General features: G+C 72.4%; 12 protein-coding genes, 1 tRNA gene and 2 rRNA genes. 12 read left to right on the top strand and 3 right to left on the bottom strand.

Annotation, left to right across the window (positions count from 1 at the left end; all coding sequences use genetic code 11):
- The 3 genes from ACLBYE_RS26020 to ACLBYE_RS26010 form a co-directional block, all read left to right on the top strand.
- Positions 1-289: ribosomal RNA gene (locus ACLBYE_RS26020) — 23S ribosomal RNA — on the top strand; the annotation flags it as partial.
- Positions 290-455: 166 nt separating this feature from the next.
- Positions 456-571 (top strand): 5S ribosomal RNA (gene rrf, locus ACLBYE_RS26015).
- A gap of 113 nt (positions 572-684) precedes the next feature.
- Positions 685-761, top strand: a tRNA-Met gene (locus tag ACLBYE_RS26010).
- 165 nt (positions 762-926) lie between these two features.
- Here the strand turns inward: ACLBYE_RS26010 and ACLBYE_RS26005 are convergent.
- Positions 927-3,071 (bottom strand): helicase-related protein, encoded by a 2,145-nt coding sequence (locus ACLBYE_RS26005; protein WP_447696376.1) that lies wholly within the window; start codon positions 3,069-3,071, stop codon positions 927-929.
- Positions 3,072-3,139: 68 nt separating this feature from the next.
- Here ACLBYE_RS26005 and ACLBYE_RS26000 point away from each other — a divergent pair, with 68 nt between their 5' ends.
- On the top strand, positions 3,140-3,277 hold the full coding sequence (locus ACLBYE_RS26000) for a hypothetical protein (RefSeq protein WP_447696375.1): 138 nt from the start codon (positions 3,140-3,142) through the stop codon (positions 3,275-3,277).
- Between the two features lie 7 nt (positions 3,278-3,284).
- Here the strand turns inward: ACLBYE_RS26000 and gcvA are convergent, their stop codons facing one another.
- Positions 3,285-4,172 carry a transcriptional regulator GcvA gene (gcvA, locus tag ACLBYE_RS25995; protein WP_447696374.1) on the bottom strand — a complete coding sequence of 296 codons (888 nt, stop codon included), beginning with the start codon at positions 4,170-4,172 and terminating at the stop codon, positions 3,285-3,287.
- A 93-nt stretch (positions 4,173-4,265) separates the two neighbouring features.
- On the opposite strand from gcvA, the gene ACLBYE_RS25990 reads away from it, so the two are divergent.
- Positions 4,266-5,525 (top strand): MFS transporter, encoded by a 1,260-nt coding sequence (locus ACLBYE_RS25990; RefSeq protein ID WP_447696373.1) that lies wholly within the window; start codon positions 4,266-4,268, stop codon positions 5,523-5,525.
- A gap of 122 nt (positions 5,526-5,647) precedes the next feature.
- Here the strand turns inward: ACLBYE_RS25990 and ACLBYE_RS25985 are convergent, their stop codons facing one another.
- Positions 5,648-7,372 carry an adenylate/guanylate cyclase domain-containing protein gene (locus ACLBYE_RS25985; protein ID WP_447696372.1) on the bottom strand — a complete coding sequence of 575 codons (1,725 nt, stop codon included), beginning with the start codon at positions 7,370-7,372 and terminating at the stop codon, positions 5,648-5,650.
- A gap of 151 nt (positions 7,373-7,523) precedes the next feature.
- On the opposite strand from ACLBYE_RS25985, the gene ACLBYE_RS25980 reads away from it, so the two are divergent.
- The 7 genes from ACLBYE_RS25980 to ACLBYE_RS25950 form a co-directional block, all read left to right on the top strand.
- Positions 7,524-8,093, top strand: coding sequence for a DNA-3-methyladenine glycosylase (locus ACLBYE_RS25980; protein ID WP_447696371.1), 570 nt, complete (start codon positions 7,524-7,526; stop codon positions 8,091-8,093).
- A 112-nt stretch (positions 8,094-8,205) separates the two neighbouring features.
- Positions 8,206-9,360 carry a transporter substrate-binding domain-containing protein gene (locus ACLBYE_RS25975; protein WP_447696370.1) on the top strand — a complete coding sequence of 385 codons (1,155 nt, stop codon included), beginning with the start codon at positions 8,206-8,208 and terminating at the stop codon, positions 9,358-9,360.
- Positions 9,357-9,983, top strand: a complete 627-nt coding sequence (locus tag ACLBYE_RS25970; RefSeq protein WP_020096063.1) for an ANTAR domain-containing response regulator — start codon at positions 9,357-9,359, stop codon at positions 9,981-9,983. The genes ACLBYE_RS25975 and ACLBYE_RS25970 overlap by 4 nt, the downstream gene beginning before the upstream one ends.
- Before the next feature lie 175 nt (positions 9,984-10,158).
- Positions 10,159-11,004 carry a nitrilase family protein gene (locus ACLBYE_RS25965; protein WP_447696369.1) on the top strand — a complete coding sequence of 282 codons (846 nt, stop codon included), beginning with the start codon at positions 10,159-10,161 and terminating at the stop codon, positions 11,002-11,004.
- A 37-nt stretch (positions 11,005-11,041) separates the two neighbouring features.
- Entirely contained in the window at positions 11,042-12,208 is a 1,167-nt protein-coding gene (locus tag ACLBYE_RS25960) for a substrate-binding protein (protein ID WP_447696368.1), read from the top strand.
- Positions 12,209-12,476: 268 nt separating this feature from the next.
- On the top strand, positions 12,477-13,310 hold the full coding sequence (locus tag ACLBYE_RS25955; RefSeq protein WP_447696367.1) for a branched-chain amino acid ABC transporter permease: 834 nt from the start codon (positions 12,477-12,479) through the stop codon (positions 13,308-13,310).
- On the top strand, positions 13,303-14,326 hold a 1,024-nt coding region (locus ACLBYE_RS25950; protein ID WP_447696366.1), incomplete at its 3' end, for an ABC transporter permease subunit. The genes ACLBYE_RS25955 and ACLBYE_RS25950, both read left to right, overlap by 8 nt.

Genomic DNA, 14,326 nt, shown 5'->3' with positions numbered 1-14,326 from the left:
GACAGTTCGGTCCCTATCTGCCGTGGGTGTAGGAGGTTTGAGAGGCTTTGTCCCTAGTACGAGAGGACCGGGATGAACGTACCTCTGGTGGAGCTGTTGTCGCGCCAGCGGCAGTGCAGCATAGCTACGTACGGACGGGATAACCGCTGAAGGCATCTAAGCGGGAAACCCCCCTTAAAACGAGACCTCCCTTGAGGGCCGTGGAAGACGACCACGTCGATAGGCCGGGGGTGCAAGCGCGGCGACGCGTTGAGCCGACCGGTACTAATCGCCCGACAGGCTTGATCGCTCTCGTGATCCGTGTCCGGACTGGTTCGGCAGCCGCAAGGCTGGCGAAGCCAGAGACACACGAAACAAGAAGACCCGCAGCGGATCCGCTGCCTGCTTGCCGAACACAGCACGCGCCGTCGCAGCACCCTGCGCCGCCAAGTGCCAAAACAATTGCGATGCGCCGGTCTGGTGGCCTGAGCGGCGTGCCCAGAACCCGATCCCATCTCGAACTCGGCCGTTAAACACGCCAGCGCCCATGGTACTGTGTCTCAAGACACGGGAGAGTCGGTCGCCGCCAGACCCGCCCATCGCAATCAACACACGCTCCCTCGACACGAACACCGATCCGGCCCCCGGACACGCCGCACGCTCACAAAGGAGCCGGCGTCGACCGGACCAGCCGCACAGACTTGGCGCGGGGTGGAGCAGCCCGGTAGCTCGTCAGGCTCATAACCTGAAGGTCACAGGTTCAAATCCTGTCCCCGCAACCAAAGTCAGTTGAAAAAGCCGGTCCGCACCATGCGGGCCGGCTTTTTTCGCGTCTGATACTGGTTCCGGTCGATCGGATCGACGCCGCCGTCCTTGCGAGCGCAGCGAAGCAATCCAACGGAGCGAGCCGGTTCGACCGATGCGTTCAACCGGGAACGATATCGGCCTCACCGCGCCCCACCACTCCGCCGGCTCCGCCGCTCGGCCTTGCGGGTCGCGGTCTCGCGCAGGTGCTGCTCGATGGCGTCGTTGGCCCGGCCGCGCATGTGGCGGATGGCGTCCACGTCGTCGAAGGTTTCGGGAAAGCGCCGCGACAGCCACAGATAGGCGCTGGCGAGCTTCACGGTCCGCTCCTGGTAGTCGAGCGCGCCCGCGAGATTGCCGCGCAGAGCCGGGACCGTGAGGCCGGCGGCGCGCGCCTGGCACCAGCGCTCCAGCAGCCCCATGGCGATCTCGTCGCGCCGGTCGATCGGGCAGACCGAGAAGGCGAACTTCTCCTCGATCGGCAGCCGCGCCCGGTCGACGATCCGGGCGACCTCCAGCACCTCCTCCAGGGCCGAGGGCTGGAACGGCGAGCCCGCGTAGAAGGTCGCCCGGGCGAAGTGGGTCAGCACCTCGTGCAGGCTGTGGGTGCGCATCTCCTCGGCCACCGAGCGGATCGCCCCGAGATCCGGGCGGACGAAGAAGCGCGTATCGGCCGCCGGCGCCGTCGGGGCGCCCGAGAGCGCGGTGCGGATCGGCTCGGCGGCGTACGGGTCGGTCGCCGCCACGTAGCCGACATCCTGGTGGCCGTAGCGGCCGGCCCGGCCGGCGATCTGCCGGATCTCGGAATGGGTCAGCGCCCGCTCGGCGGTCCCGTCCCACTTGCGCACCGCCGAGAACACGATCCGCTTCAGCGGGCCGAGATTGAGCCCCATGCCGATCGCGTCGGTGGTCACCAGCACGTTGGCCTCCCCGCTGCGGAAGCGCGCGGCCTCGGCCCGGCGGACCTCCGGCGACAGGGCGCCGTAGATCGTCGCCACCCGGTGGCCGCGGGCGACGAGGACCTCGCGGTTCTCGTGCACGGCCCGGCGCGAGAAGGCGACCACCGCGTCGCCCGCCTCGACCTTCTCCAGCGGCACCGGCTCCTCCAGCAGCAGGAGCGGCGACTTGCGGGTGAAGGGGATCACCTCCAGGGACTCGTCGGCGGCCTCGGCGGCGCGGCGGACATACGAGAGCGCGTCGTCGGAGCCGCAGACGATCACGGTCCTGGCGGCGACGCCGAACAGCGCGTTGGTCCAGGCCCAGCCGCGGTCGGGATCCGACAGCATCTGGATCTCGTCGATCACCGCGACGTCGATCGGACGCGTCAGGTCGGCGGTCTCGATGGTCCGGGCGGTGTGGGTCGGGTCGGCCTCGCCCAGCACCTCCTCGCCGGTGACCATGCCGGCGCGCAGGCCACGCTCGCGCAGGGTCTCGTAGTTCTCCAGCGCCAGGAGCCGGAGCGGGGCGAGGTAGGCCCCGGTCTCGGCCGCGGTCAGGTGCTGGAGCGCCGCGTAGGTCTTGCCGGAATTGGTCGGCCCCATGTGGAACACGATCTTCCGGTCAAGGCGCCGGGCGGCGGTGAACCGCTCGATATAGGCGCCGAAGCCGACCTGATCGCGCAGCCGCCGCAGGCGCGAGCCCTCGCGCGCCACCGCCTTGGCGTGGCGGCGGACGGGGGTGAGCGTGTCGTTGAGGCCGCGGGCCAGCTTCGGGCCGTACGTGAAGACCCGCGACCGGAGCGAGCGGTCCATGTGGGCGATGTAGGCGGCGGCGTCCGCCCCGACCTCGCGCAGGTCGACGAGGAGCTGCGCCCGCAGCCGGTCGACCGGCTTGTGCAGGGCGCGGGTCGCCTGGAGGGCCGTGCGCGCCACGGCGTCGCGCAGGGCCTCCAGGCGGTGCGTCGGGTCGTTCCGGGCGGCCATGCGGGCGAGGATCTCGGCCGCCTCCGGCTCGGGGGCCACGTCGAGGCGCAGGTCCAGGCGGCCGTTGTCGAGGAGCGGGATCTCGGTGCGGATCAGCCAAGTGATGCGGTGGTCCTTGGTGACCACGGCCCGGAGGTTGGGGATCGCCTTCCGGATCGCCGGGACGCCGGTCTCCGCGAAGGCCCGGGCGGCCCCCATCTCCCGGAGCGCCCGGGCGACGCGGTCGTCGTCGACCTCGGCGCCGTAATCGGGCAGGTCGAGCTGGGCGAGCAGCCGGTCGAGGTCGACCGCCTCCGGGGCGACGCCGAGCCGCCCCAGGGACTCGATCAGGCTCTCGATCGTCGGGCGGAGACGCTTGCGCGCCATGCGGTCACCTTCGGCAGAAGCGTCTGACGCCAACCCCGACGCGGTCGGGGGCGTTCCGGATCCGATCCATGCGCCGAACTGCGTTCGGGCGCTACGGCGACATCGTCTTCGCGAGCGCAGCGAAGCAATCCAGCAGCGAGCAATCCAGCAGCGCCACGCTGACGGAAGGCGCGCCGCCCTGGGTCGCTTCGCTGCGCTCGCGATGACGGCGCGTTACGGATGCCGCGCCGCCTCGGCGAGCCAGCCGCAGAAGGCCCGCACCGCCGGGTCCTCGGCCCGGGGGTCCGGGACGTAGGTGTAGTAGCTCCGCGCCGGCAGGGCGGGACCCGGGAAGGGCAGGGTCAGGCGGCCGGCCGCGACGTCGTCGGCGATCAGCCGCTCGGGCCCCATGGCGACGCCGAGCCCGTCGAGGGCGGCCTGGAGGGTCAGGTAGAAGTGCTCAAGGGTCACCGTGGCCCGCGGCGCCAGGTCCGGGACGCCCGCCGCCCGCAGCCAGTCGGGCCAGACCCGCGGCAGCGTCGCGGCGTGCAGCAGCGTGTGCTGCCGGAGATCCTCCGGCACCCGGAGCGGCAGCCGGCGCAGCAGGTCCGGGCTGCAGACCGGGATGCGCCGCTCGGACAGGAACGGCTCCGCGCGGTGGCCCGGCCGGCTGTCCGGCCCGCCCCGGATCGCCACGTCGAACGGCTCCGCCAGGCTGGCGAGGGTCACGTTCGAGGTGGTCAGCCGCACCTCGATCGACGGGTTGGCCCGCTGGAAGCCCGACAGGCGCGGGATCAGCCAGCGGAGCGTGAAGGTCGCCAGCGCGTTCACGTGCAGCAGGCGCGGCCGTCCGCGCTCGGCCTGCCGGGCGGTGGCCAGGGCGATGCGGTCGAGGGCGGCGCCGATCTCGGTGGCGTAGGCCGTGCCGGCCTCGGTGAGGACCACCCGCCGGTTGTGGCGCTCGAACAGCGGCAGCCCGAGCCAGCCCTCCAGAGTCTGGACGTGCCGGCTGACCGCCCCGTGGGTGACCCGCAGCTCGTCCGCCGCGCGGGTGAAGCTCCCGTGCCGCGCGGCCGCCTCGAAGGCTTTCACGGCGTTGAGGGGCGGCAGGCGACGGTGCACGGGTCAGGTTTCCTCACGCGAGCGTCAGCATAAGTCGTTTGTCAGCTCCGGGCCAGGGCGCCATCCTGCCGCCGCATCACGAAGGATGGCTGGATGTCCGTCGCGTCCGATCTGACCGCGTCTTCCGAAACCGCGTCTTCCGAGAGCTCGTCCGCCCAAACCGCGTCCCCGCCGGACGCCCGGCGCACGCTTCTCGCCACCGGGGTCAACCACGCCCTGCACGACGGCTACACGGACCTGATCTACGTGCTGCTGCCGGTCTGGCAGGCGGAGTTCGGCCTCGACTACGTGGCCCTGGCGTTCCTGCGCTCGCTCTATAACGGGGCGCTGGCGGCGCTGCAGATGCCGGCGAGCCGCCTCGCCCAGGCCTGGGGCGCTCGCGCCGTGCTGGTGCTCGGCACCGTGCTCAGCGCGGCCGGCTACGCGATCGCCGGCGCCTCGGGCGGGCTCGTCGGTCTCGGGATCGGCCTCCTGCTCGGGGGTGCCGGCAGCAGCACCCAGCATCCCCTGGCGTCCGCGGTGATCGCCCGAGCCTACGGGCCCGGCGCCCGCGGCCCGCTCGGCACCTACAATTTCACTGGCGATCTCGGGAAGGCGGCGGTCCCGCCCCTGGTCGGCCTGCTGCTGACCCTGACGGGCTGGCGGCACGCGCTCTGGGTGATCGCCGGCGCCGGGATCGTGGTCGCGCTCGCGGTCGCGCGCCTGCTGCCGCGTGAGCCGGCGTCACGCAGCGGCGGCACAGCGGCGCGTCCGGCGCCCCATCCGTCCGCGACCGGGCCGGGGAGCGGCACGGGCTTCCGCCTGCTCGTCGCCATCGGCATGCTCGACAACGCCGCGCGGCCGGCCTTCCTGCTCTACCTGCCGTTCCTGCTGCAGGAGAAGGGCGCGGCGCTGACCACGGTCGGCCTCGCCCTGTCGCTGGTCTTCGTCGGCGGCGCGCTCGGCAAGGCGATCTGCGGGCGCCTTGGGGAACGCCTCGGCGTGACCCGGACCGTCATCCTCACCGAGACCGGGACCGCGCTCGCGATCCTGGCGGTGATCGTGCTGCCGCTGGCTCCCGGGCTGATCCTGCTGCCGCTGCTCGGCTTGATGCTGAACGGCACCTCGTCGGTCCTCTACGGGACCGTCCCGGAACTGGCGCCCGGCGGCCGGGTCGAGCGGGCCTTCGCGGTGTTCTACACCTGGACGCTCGGCGGCAGCGCGCTGGCGGCACCGCTGCTCTACGGCCGGCTCGGCGACGCGGCCGGCCCGCACTGGGCGGCCGTGGCGGCGGCCGGGACGGCGCTCGCCGTGGTGCCGCTGATGCTGGCCCTGGCGCAGCGCCTCGGGGCGGCGCACCGGCAGCGGGCCTGAGGCGCGCCGTCCGCTCGGATCACCCGTCGTCGCGCGCGCAGCGAAGCGACCCGGGGATGCGCGACGCCGAGAACCGCGGTACCACTCTGGATTGCTTCGCTCCGCTCGCAACGACGTTCGCGTCAGGCGTTTCCGAGGGTGCTGACCCGGACGGCCTCGGACCGGCCGTCCACCGCCACGTCCCGGATCTCCGCCGGCGCCACGCGGGCCGCCGCGTAGACCGCCTCCGACACCACCGCCACGCAGCCGAGGACCTTGGTCAGGCCCTGGAGCCGGGCCGCGACGTTGACGGTGTCGCCGAGCGCCGTGAATCGGGCGTCAGTGGCGTCGCCCATCTCGCCGACGATCGCCGGGCCGGCATGCACGCCGATCCCGTACCGGAGGGTGTGCTCCAGGTCGGCCGCCAGGAGCCCGTTCAGGGTGTCGACCGACTCGGCGATGAGGTCGATCGCCCTCAGGGCCTCCCGAGCGGCCGCCTCGGCCTCCGTCTCCAGGCCGAACAGGGCCAGCAGGCCGTCGCCGAGGAACTGGTTGGTCGAGCCGCCGGCCTCGCGCACGGCGTCGCCGACCGCGCCGAGGAAGCGGTTGATGATGAACACCGTGTCGTAGGGCAGGCGCTCCTCGGCGAGCCGCGTCGAGCCGCGCAGGTCGACGAACATCGCCACGATGAAGCGCTCCTCGCCCGACTGCGCCCGGTCGAGCAGGTCGGCCTGGCGCATCCGCGGCTGCGGCGGCAGCAGCGGCACCACGGCCATGTCGGTCTCCGGCCGGAACTGGCAGGCGAGGCGCACCCCGGGGCCGGCCGCGATGCGCTCCAGCACCGCCCGCTCGGTGCGGCCGGGCGCCGGCGCCCCGTCGCTGCCGTCCGTCACCCGGATCCGGCAGGTCGAGCACCGGCCGCGGCCGCCGCAGACGCTGGCGTGGGGGATCCGGTTGCGCCGGCTCGCCTCCAGGACGCTCGTGCCGCGGGGTACCCGCACCACCCGTCCGTCCGGGTAGCTGAGCCGGATCGTGCCGCGCTTGATCTCGGCGAGCGTCCGCGCGCCGCGGGCCGCGATCACCGCCGCCACGAGGCCCGCGTAGGTCCCGAGCAGCCCGTCCCGGACGGCGGCGAGCCGCGCCACCTGGTCGGGCAGCCCGACATGGACCGGCCGGAGCGCCGCCGCGCGCCACGCCGGATCCTGCGCCAGGGTCAGGACCATCCGGCCGCCCTGCGCGAAGCCCAGCAGCGACAGGACCGGCACCAGCACCGCGAGCGCCAGCAGCCAGGGCGCCATGCGGTCGAAGCCGGGCTTCAGCCGCAGCCAGAAATACAGGCCCATGCAGCCGTGGATCCAGGCGACGACCAGGACCGTGACCTGCATCAGGCCGAGGATCGGCGAGGCGATCCAGAAGGCGTAGAGTTCCTGCGCGTAGCCCTTGTCGAGCCCCTCGGTGACGAAGGAGACCCGGGTCCCGACGATGTGGCTGATGAGCAGCGGCGGGATCAGCAGGCCCGAGACCAGCTGCAGGGTCTCGGACGGCCGCCAGTGGAAGAAGCGGGCCGCGTAGAGGGCCTGGAGCCCGAGCAGCAGGTGGACCACCAGGGCGCCGTAGAGCAGCGTCAGGCCGACGGGGTTGAGCCAGACGGCCGTGACGAGGTCGAGGCCGTCCTCCATAGCGTCGAGGGAGACGTTGCCCAGGGCGTGGTTCAGCAGGTGCGTCAGCACGTAGCCGAACAGGATCAGGCCGCTGGCCAGCCGGAGGCGTCGCAGGTTCAGGCGGAGCCGCGCGGCGCGCGGGGCCGACCGGGGTTGCGCGCCCGACTCGGCGGACCGGAGCGTCGCGATCGAGGCTGTGCGCACCATGCTGGAGGTCCGAAGGGATCGGTTCTGAGACCGCCATTCACGGCCCCTCGTACCAGCAAGACTTCCGCGGCGTCCGATTTATTTCTAATCGCCCGCGATCCGCCGGATCCCGGCGACGCGGATCGCGCGGGCCGCCCGCGCCGGAGCCCCGATGCTGGACACCTTCTTCGCCCGCAGCGCCGCCGCGGTGGCCTCCGACCTGATCGGCGCCCGCCTATTCGTCGGCGCGGCCGGCGGGATCATCGTCGAGACCGAGGCCTACGACCGCACCGATCCGGCCTCCCACAGCTTCCGCGGCCCGACCCGGCGCAACGCCAGCATGTTCGGCCCGCCGGCCCACGCCTACGTGTACCGGTCCTACGGGATGCACTGGTGCCTGAACCTCGTCTGCGAGCCCGGCAGCGCCGTGCTGCTCCGGGCCCTCGCGCCGACCGAGGGGCTTCCGGCCATGCGGGCGCGCCGCGGCCTGGAGGATCCGCGCCTCCTCTGCGCCGGCCCCGGCCGCCTCTGCCAGGCCCTCGGCGTCACCGACGCGCTCGACGGGGCGCCCCTCGCGCGGGCGCCGTTCCGGTTCGAGCCGCGCGCCGCGGGCGATTCCGGGGGCGTCGACGTGGTCAGCGACCGGCGCATCGGCATCACCCGCGGCGCCGAGACGCCGTGGCGCTTCCTGCTCGCCGGCTCCCGGTTCGTGAGCCGCCCGGCGCGGAAGGTCGCCGGGTGAGGGCGCCCGCCCGCCGCGCGCCGGTCGGGAGAGCCTTCGCAGCGGGGGCTCCCTCGGCTAGGACTGCAGGGCGCGCAGCCCTCCGGGCGCCTGCGGCGAGCCCGGGGGGACCATGGCGGCCAGGGATGAAGCGACGTGGCGGGTCGGCGTCCTGTTCTCCCGCAGCGGGGTGAGCGGCATCACCGAGACCGAGCACTTCCTCGGCACCGCCCTGGCGATCGAGGAGGTCAACCGGGCGGGCGGCGTGCTCGGGCGGCCGATCGAGCCCGTCTGCTACGACCCCGCCGGCGACACGGACGCCTACCGCACCCTGGCCCGGCGGATGCTCGCCGAGGACGGGGTCGAGGTGGTGTTCGGCTGCTCGCTCTCGGCGAGCCGGAAGTCGGTCATGTCCACCGTGGAGCGGCACAACGGCCTGCTCTGGTACCCGTCGATCTACGAGGGCTTCGAGTACTCGGAGAACATCATCTACACCGGGGCGACCCTCAACCAGAACGTCTTCGCCCTGGCCGACTACCTCCTGCAGGAGCACGGGCCGCGGATCTTCCTGATCGGGTCCGACTACATCTACCCGCGGGAATCGAACCGGGTCATGCGCGACCTGATCGAGGCGAAGGGCGGGACCATCGTGGGCGAGCTGTACGCGGCCCTCGACGCGGACGACGCGGCCCACGCCGCCATGATCGCGGCGATCCGCGACGCCGCTCCGGACGCGGTCTTCTCCACCGTGGTGGGGCGCGGCGCCGAGCGGCTCTATCGCGCCTACGCCGAATCCGGCATCGACCGCGCCCGCTGCCCGATCGCCAGCCTCACCCTGGCGGAGGGCCAGATCCGCGCGATCGGCCCCGAGCACTGCACCGGCCACGTCCTCGCGGCGCCGTATTTCGGGGCGCTGCCCGGCGAGGAGAACCGGCGCTTCGTCGCCGCCTTCCAGGCCCGGTTCGGGGCCGAGCGCCCCACCAGCATGTGGTCGGAGACCGCCTACGCGCAGGTCCACCTCTTCGCCCGGGCGCTCGCGGAGGCCGGCACCCTCGACGCCGAGCGCCTCGGCGCGGCGGCCCTGCGGCAGCGCCTCGCGGCGCCGGAGGGCGAGCTCGCCTTCGACGGCGCGACGCGCCACATCTGGCTCACCCCCGGCATCGGCGTCGCCCGCGCGGACGGGCAATTCGACGTGGTCTGGCGGGCGCGGCGGCCGGTGCGGCCCGACCCGTATCTCGCGTGGTCCCGGTTCGAGACGAACTGGCTGGAGGAGGGGCTCGCCGCGTGACCGCCCCCGCCCGCAAGATCCTGGACGACCTGCGGCGGGCCCGCGCCCTCGTCATCCATCCCCGGGACGAGGAGGCCGCCGCGCTGCTGGAGCAGCTCCGCCGCCTCGGCTGCGCGGTCTCCCTGGCGTGGCCGCCGCCCGCCGCCCTGCCGGCCGACATCGACACGCTGTTCATCCAGCTCGACGACGCCCAGGTGATGCACCTGCTGCCGTCGATCGAGGCGATCGAGCCGGCGGTCATCGCCATCGTCGCCTACGAGAGCCCGACCTCGCTGAAGGCGATCGCCGACGTCAACGCCCACGGCGTGCTCAACAAGCCGCTCCACCCGCGGGGCGTGCTCACCCAGTTCGCCCTGGCCCGCTACCGGCGCGGCTACGAGGGCCGGCTCACCAGCAAGATCAACCGGCTGGAGGAGACCATGAAGGGCCGCCGCACCGTCGAGAAGGCGGTCCGGCTGCTCGTGGACCTGAACCGGATCGACGAGGACGCCGCCTACAAGATGCTCCGGGACCGGGCCACCGCCGCCCGCGTGCCGATGGCGAGCGTGGCCGAGAGCGTGGTCTCGGCCCACGAGGCGATGAGCGGACTCGGCCTGCGCATCGCGTTGGCGGAAAAGACTTGATCGCAGCAGCCTGCCGCATTTATGGTCTTGCGGTCTGTTTCGGGGTGCGTATCGTAGTCTAACCGGGCAAGGTTGCCCCGCAGCAGCAGTGCTGCACGACATCACGGCTTTGAAGCCTCTGGTTCGCGGATGATCTGTCTCCGCGCCCAGGGGCTTTTTGCGTTTCGGAGCTCTCATGGTCCAGGCGAACGATCCCGCGCGCCCGCCGATACGGGTGTCGTGCATCCAGTTCGAGCCGGAATTCGGCGCGGTCGACGCGAACATGGCGCGCGCGTCGGACCTCGTCCGCGCGGCCGCCGCCGAGGGCGGCCGGCTGATCGTGCTGCCGGAACTCGCCAGCACCGGCTACGTGTTCGAATCCGCCGCGGAGGCCGCCGCGCTGGCCGAGCCGGTGCCGGACGGCCCGACCACCCGCGCCTGGGCGGCGCTCGCCGCCGAGCTCGGGGTGCACATCGTGGCGGGCATCGCCGAATCCGCCGGCGAGACCCTCTACAACGCCGCCGTGATCGTCGGGCCGGAGGGCTACATCGGCACCTACCGCAAGGCGCATCTCTGGGACCAGGAGAACGTGTTCTTCGCCAGGGGCGATCGCGGCTTCCCGGTCTTCGACACCGCGCTCGGGAAGGTCGGCGTCGCGATCTGCTACGACGGCTGGTTCCCCGAGACCTTCCGGCAGCTGGCGCTCGCCGGCGCCGAGATCGTCTGCATCCCGACCAACTGGGTGCCGATGCCCGACCAGCCCGCGGGCGAGGCCGCCATGGCCAACACCCTGCACCGGGCCGCCGCGCACTCGAACGGGATCTTCATCGCCTGCGCCGACCGGGTCGGCGTCGAGCGCGGCCAGCCCTTCGAGGGGCAGAGCCTGATCATCGGCCCCAAGGGCTGGCCGCTCGCCGGCCCGGCGAGCCGCGACCGGACCGAGACCGTCTCGGCGCTGGTCGACCTCGACGCGGCCGGCCGCAAGGACCTCAACACGTTCAACTCGCTCCTGCGCGACCGCCGCGCCGACATCTACGGCTGAGCCCGCTTCGCACCGTCGTCATCCAAGGAGTTCGTTCATGGTGAAATGGTCCCTCGTCGGCGCCGCGGCACTCGCCCTCGCCGCCGCGCAGGCCGCCACGGCCGCGCAGGCCGCCGACGGCAAGCCGATCGTCATCGGCATCCCGATCGGCCTGTCGGGCGCCAACAGCGTCGTCGCCCCCTCGGTGGTGCAGTCGGCCGAGCTCGCCGTGGAGGAGATCAACGCCAAGGGCGGCGTGCTCGGCCGCAAGCTCGTCCTGGAGGTGGCCGACGACGCCTCGGGGGCGGCCGGTGCCCAGAAGGCCTTCGACAGCCTGATCTACCAGAAGAAGGTCGACGTCCTGATCTCGATGGAGACGAGCGCGGCCCGCAACGCCGGCCTGCCCGCCGTCACCAAGGGGAAGGTGCCGTACATCTACACCTCGTTCTACGAGGGCCATTCCTGCAACAAGAACATGTTCGTGGACGCCTGGGTGCCGGAGCAGCAGGTGCCGCCCGTGGTGGACGCCTTCAAGGCGAAGGGCGCCAAGACCTACTTCCTGATCGGCAGCGACTACGCCTTCGGCCGCGGCATGCTGGGCTTCGCCAAGAGCTACGTCGAGAAGACCGGCGGCAAGGTGATTGGCGAGGAGTACCTGCCGATGGACGGCAGCGACTGGACGGCGATCATCTCCAAGCTGAAGGAGGCCAAGCCCGACGCGCTGATCACCTCGACGGCGGGCGGCGCGCCGAACGTGACGCTGACCAAGCAGCTGCGCGGCGCGGGCGTGTCGCTGCCCTTCGCCAACCTCGCGCTGGACGAGGGCACCGCCAAGAGCATGGGCGCGGACGCCGAGGGCGTCTACCTCTCGGCCTCCTACGTCACCGGAATCGACAGCCCGGAGAACAAGGCGTTCCTGGCGGCGATGCAGAAGAAGTTCGGCGCGGAGCTGCGCACCCCGAACGACCTCTCGGTGCCGGAATACGAGGCGATCTACCTCTACAAGGCCGCCGTCGAGAAGGCGGGCGGGACCGAGACCGCCAAGGTGCTGGAGGCGCTGCCGACCGTGAGCTTCACCGGGCCGCGGGGCACGATCACCATGAGCAAGCAGCACCACGCGCCGCTGACCATGTATCTCGGCCAGATCCAGAAGGACGGCACCGTGAAGGTCGCCGGCACCTTCAAGGACGTCGATCCCGGCGAGCAGTGCCCGAAGCTGCAGTGAGGCGACGAGCGCGCGGCTCGTTCTTCGCCGCATAGGCGACGCGCCCCCTCTCCCGTGCGGGAGAGGGTCGGGGTGAGGGACCGGACGTTCCAGGATCGCGCGCGCCGTCGCCGCGCGGTCGAGGTCGAGACTTTCTCGGGGAGGCCGCACCCCTCACCCTGTCCCTTTCCCGAACGGGAGAGGGGACCGGCGCCCGATCCTGAGACCGCGTCGCCCCTGCCGATGGCTGTTCCGCCGCGCGACGGCGACCCTTCATCCGGAAACCCCGATGCTGCTCACCCTCGACATCCTGACCACGGCGGCGATCCTGTTCATCGTCTCGATCGGCCTCCTGGCGATCTTCGGCGTGCTCAAGATCATCAACTTCGCCCACGGGGCGTGGCTGACGGTCGGCGCCTACTGCGCGGTGGTGACCGCCCGGCTCGGGCTCAATCCGTGGCTGGCCCTGCCGCTCGCCTTCGCAGTCGGCGCGGCGCTCGGCGGGCTCGCCGAGCACTTCATCATCCGCCCGCTCTACCGGCGGCCGCTCGACGCGATACTCGCCACCTGGGGGCTCGGCATCGTGGTCGGGCAGCTCATCACCCTGGCCTTCGGCCGGGACGTCCAGCTCACCCCGAACCTCTACGCCGGCACCGTCGCGTTCCTCGGCGTCGACTACTCGGCCTACCGCCTCGTGGCGCTCGGCATCGCGCTGGCGATCGGCACGCTGTTCGCGCTCACCATCGAGCGGACCCGGCTCGGCCTCTCGGCCCGGGCGGTGATCATGAACGAGACCCTGGCGCGCAGCCTCGGCATCGACACGGGGCGCGTGCGCCTCGTCGTGTTCATGCTCGGCGCCGGCTTCGCGGGCCTCGCCGGCGTCCTGCTGACGCCGCTCACCAGCGTCGATCCGAACATGGGCGTCTCCTGGCTGATCGGCGCCTTCATGCTGGTGATGGTCGCCGACGCCTCGTACCTGGCGCTCGCGGCGGCCTGCCTGGTCTTCGGGGCCGCGCAGGTCCTGATCAGCACCTTCGTGAGCCCGATCCTGGGCAGCATCGCCGTCGCGGTGCTCGCCGCCCTCGTGCTGCGGATCAGCCCGAAAGGTTTCTCCCGTGCTTGAGACCCTGCCCGTCGCCGAGCGCGCCGCCGCGGCGCCCCGCGGACGCCGCCTGTCCCGCGCCGCGCCCTTCGTGGTCGCGGGCCTGGCGGCGCTGGCCCTCTGGATCGCGCCGCTCGTCCTCGACACCTTCGCGGTCAACGTCCTGACCCGCTCGATGATCTACGCGGTGCTGGCCGTCACGGTGGACCTGCTCTGGGGCTTCGCGGGGATCCTGACCTTCGGCCAGGCGGCGTTCTTCGGCATCGGCGCCTACGCCACCGCGATGATCCTCGCCGCCTACGGGGCGACGCCGCTGGGGATCGCCGCGGCCATCGCGGCGGCGCTCGTCGCGCCGGCCCTGCTCGGCCTCGCGGTCGGCTGGCTGTCCTTCTATCACCGCTCGACCCCGCTCTACGCCTCGGTGATCTCGCTCGTCGTCCCGATCGTCGTCGTGCAGCTCATCTACGCGGGCGGGGAATGGACCGGCTCCAGCAGCGGCCTCGTCGGCTTCGACGTGCTGCCCTTCGAGACCGAGGGCTATTTCCGCCTCGCGGCCCTGTTCCTGATCGCCGTCACGCTGGCGGCCTGGATCCTGGTCCGGGCCGATGCCGGCCGCGCCCTCGTGGCGCTGCGGGACAACGAGGCGCGCTGCGCCTATCTCGGCCTCAACCCGCGGCGCCTGCAGATCCGGCTGACCGCGGCGCTCGCCGCCGTGGCGGGGCTCGCGGGCTTCCTGTTCGCCAACGCCTCGGGCGTGGTCGCGCCCGAGAATGCCGGCTTCCTGTTCGGCACCGAGCTGGTCATCTGGGTGGCGCTCGGCGGCCGCGGCACGCTGCTCGGCCCGGTGCTCGGCACCGTCGCGATCGACTACCTCGCGGCCAACCTCTCGGGAGACCTGCCGTTCCTCTGGCAGCTCCTCCTGGGGTCGGCCTTCGTGGTCATCATCATCCTGCTGCCGGGCGGCCTCGCCGACCTCGTCGGCCGCCTCTGGCGGGCGCTGCCGGTGGGCCGGCGGCAGCCGGCGCCGCCGCGCCTCG

It is taken from the genome of Methylobacterium sp. A52T (genome assembly GCF_053346095.1).
This window is presented reverse-complemented; position numbering and strand designations above follow the sequence as displayed.

Excerpts from the sequence above, each read along its gene's own strand:
- ACLBYE_RS26005 (WP_447696376.1), bottom strand. The coding sequence starts at position 3,071 with ATGGCGCGCAAGCGTCTCCGCCCGACGATCGAGAGCCTGATCGAGTCC.
- ACLBYE_RS26000 (WP_447696375.1), top strand. The coding sequence starts at position 3,140 with ATGCGCCGAACTGCGTTCGGGCGCTACGGCGACATCGTCTTCGCGAGC.
- ACLBYE_RS25990 (WP_447696373.1), top strand. The coding sequence starts at position 4,266 with ATGTCCGTCGCGTCCGATCTGACCGCGTCTTCCGAAACCGCGTCTTCC.
- ACLBYE_RS25985 (WP_447696372.1), bottom strand. The coding sequence starts at position 7,372 with ATGGTGCGCACAGCCTCGATCGCGACGCTCCGGTCCGCCGAGTCGGGC.
- ACLBYE_RS25980 (WP_447696371.1), top strand. The coding sequence starts at position 7,524 with ATGCTGGACACCTTCTTCGCCCGCAGCGCCGCCGCGGTGGCCTCCGAC.
- ACLBYE_RS25975 (WP_447696370.1), top strand. The coding sequence starts at position 8,206 with ATGGCGGCCAGGGATGAAGCGACGTGGCGGGTCGGCGTCCTGTTCTCC.
- ACLBYE_RS25965 (WP_447696369.1), top strand. The coding sequence starts at position 10,159 with ATGGTCCAGGCGAACGATCCCGCGCGCCCGCCGATACGGGTGTCGTGC.
- ACLBYE_RS25960 (WP_447696368.1), top strand. The coding sequence starts at position 11,042 with ATGGTGAAATGGTCCCTCGTCGGCGCCGCGGCACTCGCCCTCGCCGCC.
- ACLBYE_RS25955 (WP_447696367.1), top strand. The coding sequence starts at position 12,477 with ATGCTGCTCACCCTCGACATCCTGACCACGGCGGCGATCCTGTTCATC.